Origin of the sequence: Actinoplanes sp. NPDC048967 (assembly GCF_040649415.1) — a bacterium.
Lineage (GTDB): Bacteria > Actinomycetota > Actinomycetes > Mycobacteriales > Micromonosporaceae > Actinoplanes.
In genome coordinates this window covers 71,257-87,057 of record NZ_JBEZFL010000017.1, presented here as the reverse complement: position 1 = coordinate 87,057, position 15,801 = coordinate 71,257, and the positions used below count along the sequence as shown (strand labels likewise).

Sequence of the window (15,801 nt, the reverse complement as noted above, 5' to 3'; positions counted from 1 at the left end):
GACGGTGAACGACGTCAGCCGGGCACTGCCGCAGACGGTGCTCCGTGCTGCCACCGACCGGCGCCTGCTCGACGAGACGATCCGCCAGGGCCGCACCACCCGCGCCGAGCTGGCCGACCGGACCGGCTACTCCCGGCCCACGGTCTCCGAGGCCGTCCGGCGCCTGGTCGAGGGCGGCCTGCTGGACGCCACCGGGTTGAAGGAGACCGGCCGCCGGGGCCGGATCGGCACGTTCTACGAGCTCGGCGCGCGGGCCGGCTGGGTGCTGGCGGTGGAGCTGGACCAGTCCGGCGTCCGGGCCCGCGCCGCCGACCTGGCCGGCCGCACGCTGGACGAGCACCGTCGCCCGGCCGGCGCCCCCGGCGACGTGGCAGCCCTGGTGGCCAACCTGCGCGCGGCCGTCGACGCTTTCCCCGCTCAGCCCGGGCCGCTGCGAGCCGTCGGCATCTCCATCGCGAACCCGGTGCACCCGGTCACCCACGAAGTCGTCCCGCTGGCCGGCACGCCGTTCCCGGAAGGCCTGCTCAGCCCAGCCGAACTGATCGGCGACCTGGTGTCCGCCCCGATCCTGGTCGACAACGACGTCAATCTGGCCGCGCTGGCCGAACACCGCGCCGGCCGGGCGGCGGGCGAGGCCAGCTTCGCGTACGTCTACGTGGGCGCGGGCCTGGGCGTCGGGCTCTACATCGGCGACCAGCTGATCCGCGGCGCGCACGGGCTGGCCGGTGAGATCGGGTACCTGCCGGGCGCCGGAGCCCCGACGATCGCCGCTGAACTGGCGGCGGGTGGGCTCGGCCGCTCGGACGCCCCGTCCAACGATGTGGCGGCGGCCCTGGAGCTGCTCGATCGCGGCGACGAGCCGGCGTTGCGGGTGCTCGCGGCGGCGGTGGCCCGGGCGATCATCTCGGTGGCGGCGGTGGTGGATCCGGCGTTGGTGCTGCTGGGAGGGCCGGTCGGGACGCATCCGGCGCTGCTGCCGCGGGTCCGGGCGGCGATCTCGTTCCCCGGGCCGACGCGGGTCGAGCACGGGACCCTGGGCACGGAGGCGGCGCTGCACGGGGCGTTGCAGTTGGCGCTGGAGCATGCGCGGGCGGCGGCGGTCGCCGTCTGACCCAATGGGCCACCTCGGTCGGCGTTGTCCCCGGCGTCCGGCTCCCCGGCTGTCCGGCGTCTGGCTTCCGGGCGTCCGACTCGCCCGGCGTCCGACCCGCCCGGCCTCCGACCCGCCCGGCCTCCGACCCGCCCGGCCTCCGACCCCGCCCGGCCTCCGACCCGCCCGGCCTCCGACCCCGCCCGGCCTCCGACCCCGCCCGGCCTCCGACCCCGCCCGGCCTCCGACCCCGCCCGGCCTCCGACCCCGCCCGGCGTCCGGCTCCCTGGCGTCCGGCTCCCTGGCGTCCGGGCGTCGGCCTTCCGGCGGCTTCGGCCCGGGCCTGGGGTTCGGGGCTTCGGTGGCGTGCGGCAGACTGCTGGGCGTGCGGAAGATCTACGTCATCGGGATCGGCGCGGGCGACCCGGACCACCTGACCCTGCAGGCAGCCAAGGCGATCGGCCGGACCGACGTGTTCTTCCTGCTCGACAAGGGCGACACCAAGGACAGCCTGATCGAGCTCCGGCGCCGGCTGCTGAAGGCGTACGCCCGCCCCAGCCGGCGCATCGCCGAGGGCCGCGACCCCGACCGCGACCGCACCCCGGCCGACTACGCGGGCACGATCGCGGACTGGCGGCACCGGCGGTCCGAGGTGACCGAGGCGCTGATCCGCGAGCATCTGCTCGACGAGGAGACCGGGGCGTTCCTGGTCTGGGGTGATCCGTCGCTCTACGACTCGACGATCAGCATCCTCGACGAGATCCTGGCCCGCGGCGAGACCACCTTCGCCTACGAGGTCATCCCGGGCATCAGCAGCGTCTCGACGCTCGCGGCCAAGCACCGGGTCGGCCTGAACCGGGTCGGCCGGCCGTTCCAGGTCACCACGGGCCGGCGGCTGGCCGAACAGTGGCCGGCGGACGTCGACGACGTGATCGTGATGCTGGACGCGCACCAGACGTTCGGGTCGGTCGACGCCGCGAACGTGGACATCTACTGGGGTGCGTACCTCGGCACCGAGGACGAGCTGCTGGTCTCCGGCCCGCTGGCCGAGGTCGGCGACGAGATCCGCCGGGTCCGCGCCGAGGCCCGGGAGCGGCACGGCTGGATCATGGACACGTACCTGTTGCGCCGCCGCGACGCCGATCAGGCGGACACCCGGTCGTAGATCAGGCAGAGCGCCCCGGATTCCGACGTCGTCGTATCGGCGAGCGTCCACGTGGAGGCGGGGAGGCCGTCCTCCAGCAGTCGGGCGCCGCCGCCGACCACGGCCGGGCACAGCGTGATGCACAGCCGGTCCAGCAGTTCGGCGTCGAGCAGGGCGCGGATGATGCTGCTGCTGGCCAGCACGATGATGTCCCCGCCGGCCCCGGCCCGCAGCTTGCGGACCTCCGCGGGCAGGTCGCCGGCGACGACGCGGGAATTCTCCCAGGGCGCCTCGGTCAGGGTCGTGCTGAACACCACCTTCTCCGTGCGATTCAGCCAGGCTGAGAAGGTGCGGTCACGCTCGTCGGCCTCGGGGTTGTCGGCGACGGCCGGCCAGTAGCTGCCGAAGCCCTGGTAGTTCTTGCGGCCCAGCAGCACGGTGGTGGCCGGCTCGGTGACCCGGATCATGTGGTCGCGGCCGGCCTCGGTGACCGCGTGCGGCACGATCCAGCTCATGTCGTAGTCGCCACCGACGCCGTTGGTGCGGCCGTCGAGGGACAGGGAGATGTTTCCGACGACGCGGCGGTTGCTCATTTCGCTCTTCATGCTCATGGGTCGGAGTCACCGGCGCCGGCTCGACATGGGCCGCGAACTATTCCGCGTCGCCTTCCAGATCGCCCTCGGTCTCCAGGTAGACCTGCTGCAGTGCGGCCAGGGTGGCCGGCTCCGGGGACTCCCAGAGCTTGCGGTCCGCCGCTTCCAGCAGCCGTTCCGTGATGCTGTGCAGCGCCCACGGGTTCGACTGGGTCATGAACTTCTGGTTGTCCGGGTCCAGCACGTAGCTGGCCGCCAGCTGCTCGTACATCCAGTCGGCGACCACGCCCGCGGTCGCGTCGTAGCCGAACAGGTAGTCGACCGTCGCGGCCAGCTCGAACGCGCCCTTGTAGCCGTGCCGGCGCATCGCCGCGATCCAGCGCGGGTTCACCACGCGGGCGCGGAAGATCCGGGCGGTCTCCTCGGTGAGGCTGCGGGTCCTGGTCGCGTCCGGGTTGGTCGAGTCGCCGATGTACGCCGCCGGCGCGCGCCCGGTCAGCGCCCGTACCGTGGCGATCATGCCGCCGTGGTACTGGAAGTAGTCGTCGGAGTCGGCGATGTCGTGCTCGCGGGTGTCGATGTTCTTGGCCGCGACCTCGATCCGCTTGTACGCGGTCTCCATGTCCCCGCGCGCCTCGACCCCGTCCAGCCCGCGCCCGTAGGCGAAGCCGCCCCAGACCGCGTACACCTCGGCCAGGTCGGCGTCCCCGCGCCAGTTGCGGCTGTCGATCAGCGGCAGGATGCCCGCCCCGTACGCGCCCGGCCGCGAGCCGAAGATCCGGGTGGTCGCCTGCCGCCACGACTTCTTCGCGTCGACGTCGGCCAGCGCGTGCGCCCGGACGAAGTTCTGCTCGGGTGTCTCGTCCAGCCCGGCCACCAGCCCGACCGCGTCGTCCAGCATGGCCACCACGTGCGGGAACGCGTCGCGGAAGAAGCCGGAGATGCGCACGGTCACGTCGATCCGGGGCCGGCCCAGCTCGTCCAGCTCGATCGGCTCGATGCCGGTGACCCGGCGGGAGGCGGGGTCCCAGATCGGGCGTACCCCCATCAGGGCGAGGATCTCGGCGATGTCGTCGCCGGCGGTCCGCATGGCGCTCGTGCCCCAGGCGGACAGGCCGACCGACTTCGGCCAATCGCCGTAGTCGGCGCGGTAGCGGCTCAGCAGCGACTCGGCCATCGCCTGGCCGGTCTCCCAGGCCAGCATGCTCGGGATGGCCTTGGGGTCGACGGAGTAGAAGTTGCGGCCGGTCGGCAGCACGTTGATCAGGCCGCGCAGCGGCGACCCGCTGGGCCCGGCCGGCACATAGCCGCCGTCGAGGGCATGCAGGACATTGGTCAGCTCGTCGGTCGTGCGCGCGAGCCGGGGCACCACCTCGGTCGCGGCGAAGCGCAGCACCTGGGCCACCGTCTCGTCGTCGGTGACCCGGTCGGCGGCGGCGGGCTCCCAGCCGGCCTCCTCCATGGCGGCGACCAGCGCGTGCGCCCGCGCCTCCACGGCGTCGGTCTCGGCGGTGGACGCGTCCTCGGCCAGACCCAGCGCCTCCCGCAGACCGGGCAGCGCGGCCACCTGACCGGCCCACATCTGCCGGGCGCGCAGCATGGCGAGCACCAGATTGACCCGGGCCTCGCCGCTCGGCGCGGCCCCGAGGATGTGCAGGCCGTCGCGGATCTGCACGTCCTTGATCTCGCACAGCCAGCCGTCGACGTGCAGGATGAACTCGTCGAACTCCTCGTCGTCGGGCCGGTTGGCCAGGCCCAGGTCGTGGTCCATCTTGGCCGCCTGGATCAGGGTCCAGATCTGCGCCCGGATGGCGGGCAGCTTCGCCGGATCGAGCGCGGCGATGTTGGCGTGCTCGTCGAGCAGCTGCTCGAGGCGGGCGATGTCGCCGTACGACTCGGCCCGGGCCATCGGCGGGATCAGGTGGTCGACCAGCGTCGCGTGGGCCCGCCGCTTGGCCTGGGTGCCCTCGCCCGGGTCGTTGACCAGGAACGGGTAGATCAGCGGCAGGTCGCCGAGCGCCGCGTCGGTGCCGTCCGAGGCGGACATGCCGACGTTCTTGCCGGGCAGCCATTCCAGGTTGCCGTGCTTGCCGACGTGCACGACCGCGTGCGCGCCGAAGTCGTCGGCCAGCCACCGGTAGGCCGCGAGGTAGTGGTGGCTCGGCGGCAGGTCGGGGTCGTGGTAGATGGCGACCGGGTTGGCGCCGAAGCCACGGGGCGGCTGCACCATCACGACCACGTTCTCGTCGCGCAGGGCGGCCAGCACGATCGCGTCGTCGTCCACGTACAGCTCGCCGGGCGCCTCGCCCCAGTGCCGTTCCATGGATTCGCGCAGGTCGGCCGGGAGCGTCGCGAACCACTGCCGGTAGGCGGAGGCGGTGATCCGTACGGGATTGCCGGCGAGCTGGTCCTCGGTCAGCCAGTCCGGATCCTGTCCGCCGGCCGCGATCAGCGCGTGGATCAGCTTGTCGCCGTCGCCCTCGGCGACGCCCGGGAAGTCCCCGATCCGGTAGCCGCGCTCCCGCATGGCCTGCAGCAGCCGGACCGTGGAGGCGGGCGTGTCCAGCCCGACCGCGTTACCGATCCGGGAGTGCTTCGTCGGGTACGCCGAGAGCATGACCACGATCCGGCGCTCGGCCGGCGGGATGTGCCGCAGCCGGGCGTGCGCGACCGCGATGCCGGCCACCCGGGCGGCCCGCTCGGGGTCGGGAACGTAGATCGACAGGCCGTCCGGGTCGATCTCCTTGAACGAGAACGGCACGGTGATGATCCGGCCGTCGAACTCGGGGATGGCCACCTGGGTCGCCGCGTCCAGCGGGGAGAGCCCGTCGTCGCTGGCCTCCCACGCGGCCCGGCTGCTGGTCAGGCACAGGCCCTGCAGAATCGGCACGTCGAGATCGGCGAGCACCCCGACATCCCAGGCCTCGTCGTCACCGCCCGCGGAGACGGTGGCCGGCTTGGTGCCGCCGGCCGCCAGCACGGTCACCACCAGGGCATCGGCCTTGCGCAGCTCGGCGAGCAGCTCGGGCGAGGCCGTGCGCAGGGAGGACGTGAAGATCGGCAGCGGCCGCGCACCCTTGGCCTCGATCGCCTGGCACAGGGCCTCGACGAAAGCCGTGTTTCCGGCCATGTGATGAGCGCGATAGTAGAGCACCGCGACGGTGGGACCGGCCTGCCCGGTCGCCGCACGCGGCAGCAGACCCCAGTCGGGCGCGGGCACCGGAGCGGCGAAGCCGTGCCCGGTGAGCAGGATCGTGTCGGAGAGAAAGTCGTGCAGGGCGGCCAGATTGTCGGCGCCGCCGTAGGCGAGATAGCCGTGCGCCTCCGCGGCCACACCCGCGGGCACGGTGGAGAGCTTCATCAGGTCGGCGTCCGGGGCCTGCTCACCGCCGAGCACCACCACCGGGACCGGCCCGGCCAGCAGCGCGTCGAGCCCTTCCTCCCAGGCCCGGCGACCGCCGAGAATCCGCACGACGACCAGCTCGACCCCGTCGAGCAGCGCCGGCAGATCGGCGACCCGCGTGCGCGCGGGATTGCCCAGGCGGTAGTCGGCCCCGCTGGCCCGAGCGCTCAGCAGGTCGGTGTCAGACGTCGACAGCAGCAGAAACACGGCTCTCCCCTCGGGGTCCGCGCCCCGGATCGGTGGAATTCACGGCGACCGGAGTTCCTGGCTCGAAGGTCTATCAGGACCCTCTGACAGTGGCGGGACCGCGCCGGACTCGCACCGGCTTCCTCCGCGGCGTCGCCGCACGTGGCCTCCCACTCTCCAGAAGCGCACGAGCAACGTCAAGGCGAGGCGCCGGGTGTGACGATGCCGACCGCCGCCGGGAAAGTGTCGGCCCGGATCCGTAGTATCCGGGCCGTGCCCAACCCATCCGTGCGCGCCGACGCCGATGCCTGCCCGGGCGCGCTGCGGCTGCACGCCGCGGCCGACGGGCCGCTGGCGCGCGTCCGGGTGCCGGGCGGCCGGATGACCGGCGCGCAGCTCGCGGCGGTGCACGAGCTGGCGGCCCGCTGGGGCGACGGGCACGTGGAGCTGACCAGCCGGGCGAATCTCCAGCTCAGAGCGCTGGGAAAGGCCCCGGTGGACGAGCTGGCGGCCCGGCTGCGGGCCGCGGGCCTGCTGCCCTCCGAAACCCACGAACTCGTACGGAACACAGCCGCCTCGCCGCTCGCCGGAGGACTCCCGGTTGGGGCCCTGGACCGGGCCCTGTGTGCCGACCCGTCCCTGGCCGAGCTGCCCGGGCGGTTCCTGTTCGCCCTGGACGGCGGCGAGGGCGACGTGGCCTTCGGGGCCGACGTGGCGGCCCTCCCGCTCGGCGACGAAGTGGCGATCATCTTCGCCGGGGTGGACGCCGGCCTGCGCGTGCCGCCGGCCGAAGTGATCCCGGCGCTGCTGGCAGCGGCTCACGCCTTCCTCGAAGAACGCGCCGCCCAGACCTCCGCAACCGCAACCACCCCGCACGCGCCTCCCGCAACCGCGGAGCCCACCGCGACCCGGCGCGACGCCTCCGCCGATCCCCCGCGGAGCGTCCCGGTCCCCTCCTCCGCAGGCCCCGGAGCCGCCGCGGGAGTGCCCGGCGCGCGGCCCGCACCGGGTGTCGTCGACCACAGCACTTCCGTCGGAGCGCGGTCCGACGGCATCCCTGCTCCTCGGGCCGGCGACAGCGCCGATGGGCGGCAGCGAGTGGCCTGGCGCGTGCGGGAGCTGGCGGACGGGCCGGCCCGGGTGGCCGCGCGGACCGCCGCGACGCTGGGCCGGACACTCGGCGAGCCTGCGGAGCTGCCTCGGCCGGTCCTCCGGGAGCCGATCGGTGTCGTCGCGCAGGTTGACGGGACCGTGGCTGTCGGGGCCCTGGTGCCGCTCGGGCGGCTCAACGACGTACAACTGAAAGTGCTGGAGGCGGCGGAAAGCTTGATCTTCACGCCCTGGCGTGGGGTCGTCCTGCCCGGTCTGACGCCGCAGGCGGCCGGGTCCTGGCTCGCGGCCCTGGCCGGGGCCGGGCTCGAGGTGGAGGCGGGATCGCGGTGGGTCGGGGTGACCGCCTGCGCGGGCCGGCCGGGCTGCGCGAAGTCGCTGGCTGATGTGCGGGCCGACGCGGATGCCGCGACCGTCGCGGGTCAGGGACTGCCGGTGCACTGGGTCGGCTGCGCACGCGGATGCGGAAGCCCCGCCGGGCCGCATGTGCGGGTCGAGGCGACCGGGGCGGGTTACGAGGTGCGGTCGCCGTATGCGTGCGGCGTCACCTCGGTCGGTGAGGTCGGTGCGCTGGTCGGCACCGCGAGGAAGGGCTGAGATGGAGTACGTGCGCGACGGCGCGGAGATCTACCGGCGGTCGTTCGCCACGATTCGCGCGGAGGCCGATCTGTCCGGGTTGCCGGCCGACGTGGCGCGGGTCGCCGTACGGATGATCCACGCCTGCGGGATGGTGGACCTGACCGGCGACATCGGCTTCAGCGCCGGGGTGGTGACCGCGGCCCGCAAGGCGCTGCTCGGTGGTGCGCCGATCCTGTGTGACGCCGAGATGGTGGCGTCCGGGGTGACCCGCAAGCGCCTGCCCGCCGGCAACGAGGTCATCTGCACGTTGCGCGACCCCGCCGTGCCCGCGTTGGCGGCGCAGCTCGGCAACACCCGCAGTGCGGCGGCGCTGGACCTGTGGGGCGATCGGCTCGGCGGTGCCGTGGTGGCGATCGGCAACGCCCCGACCGCGCTGTTCCGGCTGCTGGAGATGGTCGCGGCGGGTGCGCCGCGGCCGGCGGCGGTGCTGGGCATCCCGGTCGGGTTCATCGGCGCGGCCGAGTCGAAGGACGCGCTGGCCGCGTCGGATCTGGAACATCTGGTCGTGCGCGGGCGACGCGGCGGCAGCGCGATCACGGCGGCGGCGGTCAACGCCCTCGCCTCGGAGGAGGAGTAGTCATGGCGGGCCGACTGTTCGGGGTCGGGCTGGGCCCCGGCGACCCGGAGCTGGTCACCGTCAAGGCGGCCCGGCTGATCAGCGCGGCCGGGGTGATCGCGTACCACGCGGCCCGGCACGGCCGCAGCAACGCCCGCGCGATCGCGGAGCCGTACCTGCGCGAGGGCCAGATCGAGGAACCGCTGATCTACCCGGTGACCACCGAGACGACCGACCACCCGGGCGGTTACCAGGGCGCGATCGACGAGTTCTACGCCCGGAGCGCGGAGCGGCTGGCCGCCCACCTGGACGCGGGCCGTGACGTGGTGGTGCTGGCCGAGGGCGACCCGTTCTTCTACGGCTCGTACATGCACATGCACAAACGGCTGGCCGACCGCTACGAGACACAGGTCGTGCCCGGCGTGACTTCGGTGAGCGCGGCCTCGGCGGTGCTCGGCCGCCCGCTGATGGAACGCGACGAGATCCTGACCGTGCTGCCCGGCACCCTGCCTCCGGCCGAGCTCGCGGCGCGGCTGGCCGCCACCGATTCGGCCGCGATCATGAAGCTGGGCCGCACCTTCACCGGCGTCCGCGAGGCACTGGCGCAGGCCGGCCGCCTCGACGACGCCTGGTACGTGGAACGCGCGACCACCGACCGGGAACGCCACGCCCGGCTGGCCGACGTCGACCCGGACACCGTGCCGTACTTCTCCCTGGCCTTGCTGCCGAGCCCAGCCGCCGCGACGTTCGTGGCCGAGCCGGTCACGCAGGAGCAGCAGGGGCAGGTGACGGTCGTCGGGCTCGGTCCGGCGGGCCGCGACTGGCTCACCCCGGAGGCGCAGGAGGCCCTGGCGGCGGCGGACGACGTGGTCGGCTACGGCCCGTACGTGGACCGGGTGCCGCCGAACGCCCGCCAGCGCCGCCACCCGTCGGACAACCGGGTGGAGGCGGAACGCGCGGCGTTCGCGCTGGACCTGGCCAAACGCGGTCGCAAGGTGGCAGTGGTGTCGTCCGGCGACCCGGGCGTCTTCGCGATGGCCGCAGCAGTGCTGGAGGTCAGCGAGGATCCGCAGTGGAAGGACGTCCCGGTCCGGGTGGTGCCGGGACTGACGGCGGCGCAGGCGGTGGCGAGCCGGGCCGGTGCGCCCCTCGGGCACGACTTCTGCATCATGTCGCTGTCGGACCGGCTGAAGCCCTGGGACGTGATCGCCGCCCGGCTGTCCGCGGCGGCGAGCGCCGACCTGGTGATCGCGATCTACAACCCGGCGTCCAAGAGCCGCAAGGAACAGCTGGTCAGGGCCCGTGAGCTGCTGCTGCAGCACCGCCTCCCGGCGACTCCGGTGGTGGTCGGCCGGGATGTGGGCGGCCCGGAGGAGGAGATCCGCGTGACAACGCTGGGCGACCTGGACCCGGCGACGATCGACATGCGCTGCCTGCTGATCGTCGGCTCCAGCCAGACCCGGGTGACCACCCGGGGCGACGGCTCTACCCAGGTGTACACGCCGCGGCACTACCCCGCCTGAGCCACTCCAGCGCGGCCTCGACGGTGGGAGCCACGTTCGCGTGCGGTGGCAGTGGTGGCCGGTCGACCAGCACGACCGGAAGGCCGAGCTCGCGGGCGGCGTCGAGCTTGGCGGTGCTGCCGCCGCTGTCCTTGGTGACGAGTACGTCGATGCGGTGCCCGGCGAGGAGAGCTCGTTCGCCGGTATGGGTGAACGGGCCTCGGTCCAGCAGCACTTCGAGGCGGCTCGGCAGAGGCTCGGCGGGCGGCTCGACGGATCGGGACAGGAACCAGCAGGTGTCCACTTCCGCGAAGGCCGCGATGCTTTGGCGGCCGGTGGTGAGGAAGACGCGTTCGCCCAGCTCGGGAAGCAGCTTTGCGGCGGTTACGAGGTCGGGTACGCGGTGCCAGCGGTCGCCTGCCTGTTCGGTCCAGCCTGGGCGCCGCAGGACCAGCAGCGGCACGTGGGCTTGTGCCGAGGCCGCTACCGCGTGAGCGGTCATCGTCGCGGCGAAGGGGTGGGTAGCGTCGACGACGGCAGCTATGCGCTCCTGGCGCAGGTAGCCGGTGAGGCCGTCCACGCCGCCGAAGCCGCCGGTGCGGACCTTGCCGGCGGGCAGGAGCGGCGAGGTGGTCCTGCCGGCCAGAGAGCTGACTACCTCGAGGTCTGCGATGGGAGCGCAGGCTGACGCCAGCTCGCGCCCCTCAGTGGTGCCACCGAGGATGAGCACGCGCGCGGGCGATGTCTGTCCGCTCACGGAAGCCATGACTCCGCCCTCGCCGAGGACCGCTTGCGGCAGACACTGTCCGCCTCGCCGGAACCATCGGCCCACCGTCGATTGCGGCCTCCGCGCGCCGGCGTGGGTCTGGCTATGGACGGCATCGGTCTGCGGAGTAGAGGTGACTGTCCGGGAAGGTGGAAGCGGTCAGGGCCGCACCGACCACGATCACGGCGGTGCGTCTGATCCCGGCGGCCGCCACCTTCGCGGCGATGTCCGCCAGCGTGCCGCGCACGATCAGCTCGTCCTCTCGGCTCGCCCGCGCCACCACAGCGACCGGACACTCCGCGCCGTAGCTCGGCACCAACTCCGCGACCACCGCGTCGATGCGCTGGACGGCCAGGTGCAGCACCATCGTCGAGCGGCTCGCGCCCAGCGTCGCCAGGTCCTCCCCCGGCGGCATGGCGGTGGCCCGCTCGGCGGTGCGGGTCAGGATGACCGTCTGGGCGACACCCGGCACGGTGAACTCCCGGCCCAGCGACGCAGCCGCCGCCGCGAACGCCGGAACACCGGGCGTCACGTCGTACTCGACGCCGGCCTCGTCCAGCCGGCGCATCTGCTCGGCGACCGCACTGAACACCGAGGGGTCACCCGAGTGCAGCCGGGCCACATCGTGCCCGGCCTTGGTGGCGGTGATCAGCTCACCGATGATGTCGTCCAGGGTGAGGCGGGCGGTGTCGACGAGCCGGGCGCCGGGCGGGCAGTAGGCGAGCAGTTCGGCGGGCACGAGGCTGCCGGCGTACAGGCAGACCGGCGAAGCCTCGATCAGCCGCCGGCCCCGCACCGTGATGAGGTCGGCGGCGCCGGGCCCGGCGCCGATGAAATGCACCGTCACGGCTTCGTCACCAACCAGATGGTCACCGGCATCATCGCTCTCCATCCCGTGAACCCGCCGACCGGCGCCGCTCGCTGCACGGCGAGCCGGGTCAGTTCACCGCCCAGCTTCGCGTACCAGGCCGCCAGCACGGCCTCCGATTCCAGAGTCACCGCATTGGCGACCAACCGCCCACCCGAGGGGAGGGCGTCCAGAGCCGCTTCGACGACCCCCTCCCGCGTCACCCCGCCACCGATGAAAACCACGTCGGGCGCCGGCAATCCGGCCAGCGCGCCGGGCGCCCGGCCCTCGACAACCCGAAGCTTCGGTACGCCCAGAGCAGCAGCGTTGCGCACAATCCGCCCGACCCGCTCAGCGGAGGACTCGACAGCGACGGCGCGGCAGTCCCGATGGGTCCGCATCCACTCGATCGCGATGCTGCCGGAGCCGGCGCCGACGTCCCAGAGGAGCTCACCGGGTTGCGGGCCGAGCACGGCGAGCGTTACGGCGCGGACCTCGCGCTTGGTGAGCTGGCCGTCGCTCTCGTAGACGGCATCGGGCAAGCCGGGCACCAGCGGCCGAGGACCTTTACGGTCCGGGACCGCGCGGGTGATCTGCGGGTCTTGCCCGCGCGCGGACGTTTGCCGCTCGGCGTGTGTCGCCGGGTCGGCCGCCGGCCGGGCAACGGTGCCGGTGACCCCGCTCGCCGTTTCCAGCAGCTCGGCCATCGTGCCGGCTGAGCAGGTCACTGCGATCACGTTCAGCGGGTTGGTGCCGGTCAGGTCCACGGATGCCGCGGGGCCGGAAACCTCGGCCTCGGTGGGGGCGCCGAGCTGGGACAGGACCGTGATGCGGCTGTCGCCGTACCCCCGGGAGGTGAGCAGGGCCGCCACCGCGGCCGGGGTATCCGCGCCCGCGCTGAGGATCAGGATCCTGCGGTGCGGGTGGATGAGTGGATGCAGCTCCTCGACCGGGGCGGTTACCAGGCTGAGCACGTCGACCTCCGGAAGCGGCCAGCCCAGGCGGGCCGCCGCGAGCGAGACCGAGGACGGGTGCGGGATGACGCGTACGGCGTCCGCCCCGAGCAGCCGGACCAACGTCGCGCCGATCCCGTGGAACATCGGGTCGCCGCTGGCCAGCACCGCGATGCGCCGATCCCGGTGCGCTTCGAGCAGGCCTGGCAGCGCGGGTAGCAGCGGTGACGGCCACGGCACTCGGTCACCCTCGACCGTCGACGGCAACAGGGTCAGCTGCCGGGTGCTGCCGAAGATCACCTGCGCGGCGGTCAGGGCCGCGGTGGCCGTACCCGACAATCCCGGCCAGCCGTCGGCGCCGATGCCGACCACGGTGAGGCCGGCGGGTTCGTCAGTCACGTCGTGACGGTAGTCGTCGGTCACCGAGCCTCCTTCCGCCGTACCCCTGGTCGATGCCTGTCGATTGCTTCTGGCGCGCAGCGTCCGCCCCACCGCAACGCTCTGTCACCAGATGGAGGTCTCCAACTGTCCCGAACGCGGCGGATCCGATACGCATGTCCGTCACATTTGACAGCGCATCGAACTGCCTCACCGCACGGAGGACGCTGATTGATCGCGCGGCCGGCGGGCCTCGCCTCGGTCCGGCGCTACTGATCTACCTGCACCTGCGTCACGATCATGCCTCTGACCGGCGGACCTCGGCCTGACTCACCGCCACCCACCCATGGAGCAAGATCATCCCTGGTCACGGACTTTTTCCGTTCGAGTTTGAGCCTTCACCCGCTGAACCGCGTAGTAACCCTCGACGGCCTGCCGAGACCGGACCGTCACGTCGGGCGCTGGGGGGTGGCCGATGCCGAAGGACGACTGCTGAGCGGGTGAGGTCGATGGCGCGAGCGTACGGCGATACTGCCGGCCGATCAGGGCCGACCGTGTTCCAATCCTTCGAGGACCAGCGCGAACCCGAGTACGAGCCGGCGACGTCGTTCGCGTCCACGCTGGCTCCGGAGCGTGGCTTCTGGGAGCAGCCCGACCTGAACGAGGCCGTGCCGCGCGGCGACATCATCGTCGAGGCGCCGGACGAGTCGGGTTGGCAGGGCACCGGCCCCGCGATCGTCACCGACGACCGCCCGCCCGCGGAGGCGACATCCGGTAACCGCCTGCTCACGGTGCTGTTGTTCTTCTCAGGCCTGGCCACGAGCGTCTCCCTCTGGCTCTTCGACACCCAGGCGGGGGCGATCAACGACACCGCCACGCTGATGTTGGCCGTCGGCCGGGTCACCGGGCTGATCGCCGGCTATCTGCTCTTCATCCAGCTGCTGATGATGAGCCGGGTGTCCTGGCTCGAGGAGTGGGTCGGCGCCCGCGACCTGCTGCGCTGGCATCGCTGGCTGGGCACGACGCTGGTCGTCGCGGTGCTCGCGCACATCGTCTTCATCGTCTACGGCTACGCGTTGACCGCCGAGTCCGGCGTCGTCGACCAGGGCTGGACGATCATCACCACGCTCCCCGAGATGATCAGCGCGACGGTGGCCACGGGTCTGCTGGTGCTGATCAGCATGATCTCGATCCGGGCCGCGCGGACCAAGCTGCCGTACGAGCTCTGGCACTTCATCCACCTCAGCGCCTACCTGGTGCTGCTGCTCGGCTACGGCCACCAGGTCGCCACCGGCGCGGACTTGTCCGGCCGCTTCGCATCGGTCTTCTGGCCCGGGCTCGCCGCCCTGGTCGTCGCCGCGTTGTTCTGGGGCCGGCTGGTCGAGCCGCTGTGGCTCAACGTGCGGCACCGCTTCGAGGTGGCCGAGGTCGTCGCCGAGGGCGCGAACACGTTCTCGATCTACATCGACGGCCGCAACCTGGAGAGCCTGACCGCCCAGGCGGGCCAGTTCATGCGCTGGCGGTTCCTGACCGCCAACGGCTGGTGGCAGACGCATCCGTTCTCGCTGTCCGCGGCGCCGAACTCGCAGTGGCTGCGCCTGACCGTCACCGCGGTCGGCGGGCACACCGCGAAGCTCGCAGAGATGCAGCCGGGCACGTCGATCTGGGCGGAGGGCCCGTTCGGGACCTTCACGGCGCAGCGCCGGACACGCCGCCGGGCTCTGCTCATCGCCGGCGGCAGTGGCATCGCACCGATCCGCGCCCTGCTCGAGGACATGCCGCCGGACACGATCGTGATCTACCGGGCCAGCCGCCCCGACGAGCTGGTCTTCCGGGAGGAGCTGGAGGAGCTGGCCGAGCGCCGGGACGCCTGGGTCCGCTACATCGTCGGCTCGCGCAACGACCCCGGCCCGCGCCGGCTCTTCACGGCGAACGGCCTGCTCGGGCTGGTGCCCGACGTCAACCGCCGCGATGTCTACCTGTGCGGGCCGCCCGGGCTGGTCGACGCCGCGGTGCAGACCCTGCGCGAGCTGGAAGTGCCAGACAGCCAGTTGCACCTCGACCCCTTCGAATTCTGATTCCGGGAGTTTGCTCATGCGACGCAGTACCGCAGCAGCCGTGGGGACGTTGACCGGCGCCGCCCTGATCGTCGGGGTCCGGCTGAGCGTCTCCGCGCCGGTGGTTCCCTCGGCCGCGCCGCCCGCCGTCGACCTGGCCAACTCGGGCCAGAACGACGACCCGGAACCGGCGGGCTCGGCGAACAAGAAGCCGTCGTCGAAGAAGCCGGCCGCGAAGCCCACCGAGAACGCCGACGAAGCGGATGCCTCGGGCGAAGCAGGCGGCAGCGGCCTGAAGAACGGAATCTTCAAGGGCTCGGCGGCGAAGAACCCGTACGGCACCATCCAGGTCTCGATCAAGATCTCCGGCGGCAAGATCACCGCAGCCGACGCGACGTACCCGGTCACCGGCGACAGCGCGACCATCAACCCGCCGGCGATCGCCTCGCTGAAGCAGAGCACGCTCAAGGTCCAGAGCGCCGAAGTCGACGCGGTCTCCGGCGCGACCTTCACCTCCGAGTCGTACGTGAAGTCGCTGCAGGCGGCCATCGACGAAGCGACAGCGTAGAGTCCCGCG

At 72.8% G+C, this 15,801-nt stretch carries 12 protein-coding genes and 1 riboswitch; of the genes, 7 read left to right on the top strand and 5 right to left on the bottom strand.

Features of this window, described 5'->3' with window-relative positions:
• Window positions 1-4: 4 nt before the first annotated feature.
• Together AB0C12_RS43270 and cobF are read left to right on the top strand one after the other, a co-directional pair.
• Window positions 5-1,111, top strand: coding sequence for an ROK family transcriptional regulator (locus AB0C12_RS43270; RefSeq protein WP_360556980.1), 1,107 nt, complete (start codon window positions 5-7; stop codon window positions 1,109-1,111).
• Between the two features lie 364 nt (window positions 1,112-1,475).
• Window positions 1,476-2,255, top strand: a complete 780-nt coding sequence (gene cobF / locus AB0C12_RS43265) for a precorrin-6A synthase (deacetylating) (protein WP_360556978.1) — start codon at window positions 1,476-1,478, stop codon at window positions 2,253-2,255.
• Here the strand turns inward: cobF and AB0C12_RS43260 are convergent.
• The gene (locus AB0C12_RS43260) at window positions 2,234-2,827 is read right to left on the bottom strand and encodes a dihydrofolate reductase family protein (RefSeq protein ID WP_360556976.1); all 594 of its coding nucleotides are present in this window, start codon (window positions 2,825-2,827) and stop codon (window positions 2,234-2,236) included. The genes cobF and AB0C12_RS43260 overlap by 22 nt on opposite strands.
• Before the next feature lie 58 nt (window positions 2,828-2,885).
• Window positions 2,886-6,437, bottom strand: coding sequence for a cobaltochelatase subunit CobN (gene cobN, locus AB0C12_RS43255; protein WP_360556974.1), 3,552 nt, complete (start codon window positions 6,435-6,437; stop codon window positions 2,886-2,888).
• 51 nt (window positions 6,438-6,488) lie between these two features.
• Window positions 6,489-6,562, bottom strand: a riboswitch (cobalamin riboswitch).
• A gap of 127 nt (window positions 6,563-6,689) precedes the next feature.
• On the opposite strand from cobN, the gene AB0C12_RS43250 reads away from it, so the two are divergent.
• From AB0C12_RS43250 to AB0C12_RS43240, 3 genes are read left to right on the top strand one after another with little or no spacing between them, the layout of a single operon-like run.
• Window positions 6,690-8,123 (top strand): precorrin-3B synthase, encoded by a 1,434-nt coding sequence (locus AB0C12_RS43250; protein WP_360556972.1) that lies wholly within the window; start codon window positions 6,690-6,692, stop codon window positions 8,121-8,123.
• A gap of 1 nt (window position 8,124) precedes the next feature.
• Window positions 8,125-8,742: a precorrin-8X methylmutase gene (locus AB0C12_RS43245; RefSeq protein ID WP_360556970.1), complete on the top strand. Its 618-nt coding sequence runs from the start codon at window positions 8,125-8,127 to the stop codon at window positions 8,740-8,742.
• A gap of 2 nt (window positions 8,743-8,744) precedes the next feature.
• On the top strand, window positions 8,745-10,244 hold the full coding sequence (locus tag AB0C12_RS43240; protein ID WP_360556968.1) for a precorrin-2 C(20)-methyltransferase: 1,500 nt from the start codon (window positions 8,745-8,747) through the stop codon (window positions 10,242-10,244).
• Here AB0C12_RS43240 and AB0C12_RS43235 read toward each other — a convergent pair.
• From AB0C12_RS43235 to cbiE, 3 genes are all read right to left on the bottom strand, one after another.
• Window positions 10,207-10,989: a cobalt-precorrin-6A reductase gene (locus AB0C12_RS43235; RefSeq protein WP_360556966.1), complete on the bottom strand. Its 783-nt coding sequence runs from the start codon at window positions 10,987-10,989 to the stop codon at window positions 10,207-10,209. The genes AB0C12_RS43240 and AB0C12_RS43235 overlap by 38 nt on opposite strands.
• A gap of 103 nt (window positions 10,990-11,092) precedes the next feature.
• On the bottom strand, window positions 11,093-11,836 hold the full coding sequence (cobM, locus tag AB0C12_RS43230; protein ID WP_360556964.1) for a precorrin-4 C(11)-methyltransferase: 744 nt from the start codon (window positions 11,834-11,836) through the stop codon (window positions 11,093-11,095).
• The gene (cbiE, locus tag AB0C12_RS43225) at window positions 11,833-13,188 is read right to left on the bottom strand and encodes a precorrin-6y C5,15-methyltransferase (decarboxylating) subunit CbiE (RefSeq protein ID WP_360556962.1); all 1,356 of its coding nucleotides are present in this window, start codon (window positions 13,186-13,188) and stop codon (window positions 11,833-11,835) included. Before cbiE ends, cobM begins: the two co-directional genes overlap by 4 nt.
• Window positions 13,189-13,721: 533 nt before the next feature.
• Here cbiE and AB0C12_RS43220 point away from each other — a divergent pair.
• Complete coding sequence (locus AB0C12_RS43220) at window positions 13,722-15,245, top strand: ferric reductase-like transmembrane domain-containing protein (RefSeq protein ID WP_360556961.1); 1,524 nt, start codon at window positions 13,722-13,724, stop codon at window positions 15,243-15,245.
• Between the two features lie 16 nt (window positions 15,246-15,261).
• Window positions 15,262-15,792 carry an FMN-binding protein gene (locus AB0C12_RS43215; RefSeq protein WP_360556959.1) on the top strand — a complete coding sequence of 177 codons (531 nt, stop codon included), beginning with the start codon at window positions 15,262-15,264 and terminating at the stop codon, window positions 15,790-15,792.
• Window positions 15,793-15,801 lie beyond the last annotated feature (9 nt).

What these genes read in the sequence shown, in the direction of transcription:
- AB0C12_RS43245 (WP_360556970.1), top strand. Translation starts at nt 8,125, where the DNA reads ATGGAGTACGTGCGCGACGGCGCGGAGATCTACCGGCGGTCGTTCGCC.
- AB0C12_RS43235 (WP_360556966.1), bottom strand. Translation starts at nt 10,989, where the DNA reads ATGGCTTCCGTGAGCGGACAGACATCGCCCGCGCGCGTGCTCATCCTC.
- AB0C12_RS43215 (WP_360556959.1), top strand. Translation starts at nt 15,262, where the DNA reads ATGCGACGCAGTACCGCAGCAGCCGTGGGGACGTTGACCGGCGCCGCC.
- AB0C12_RS43240 (WP_360556968.1), top strand. Translation starts at nt 8,745, where the DNA reads ATGGCGGGCCGACTGTTCGGGGTCGGGCTGGGCCCCGGCGACCCGGAG.
- AB0C12_RS43260 (WP_360556976.1), bottom strand. Translation starts at nt 2,827, where the DNA reads ATGAGCAACCGCCGCGTCGTCGGAAACATCTCCCTGTCCCTCGACGGC.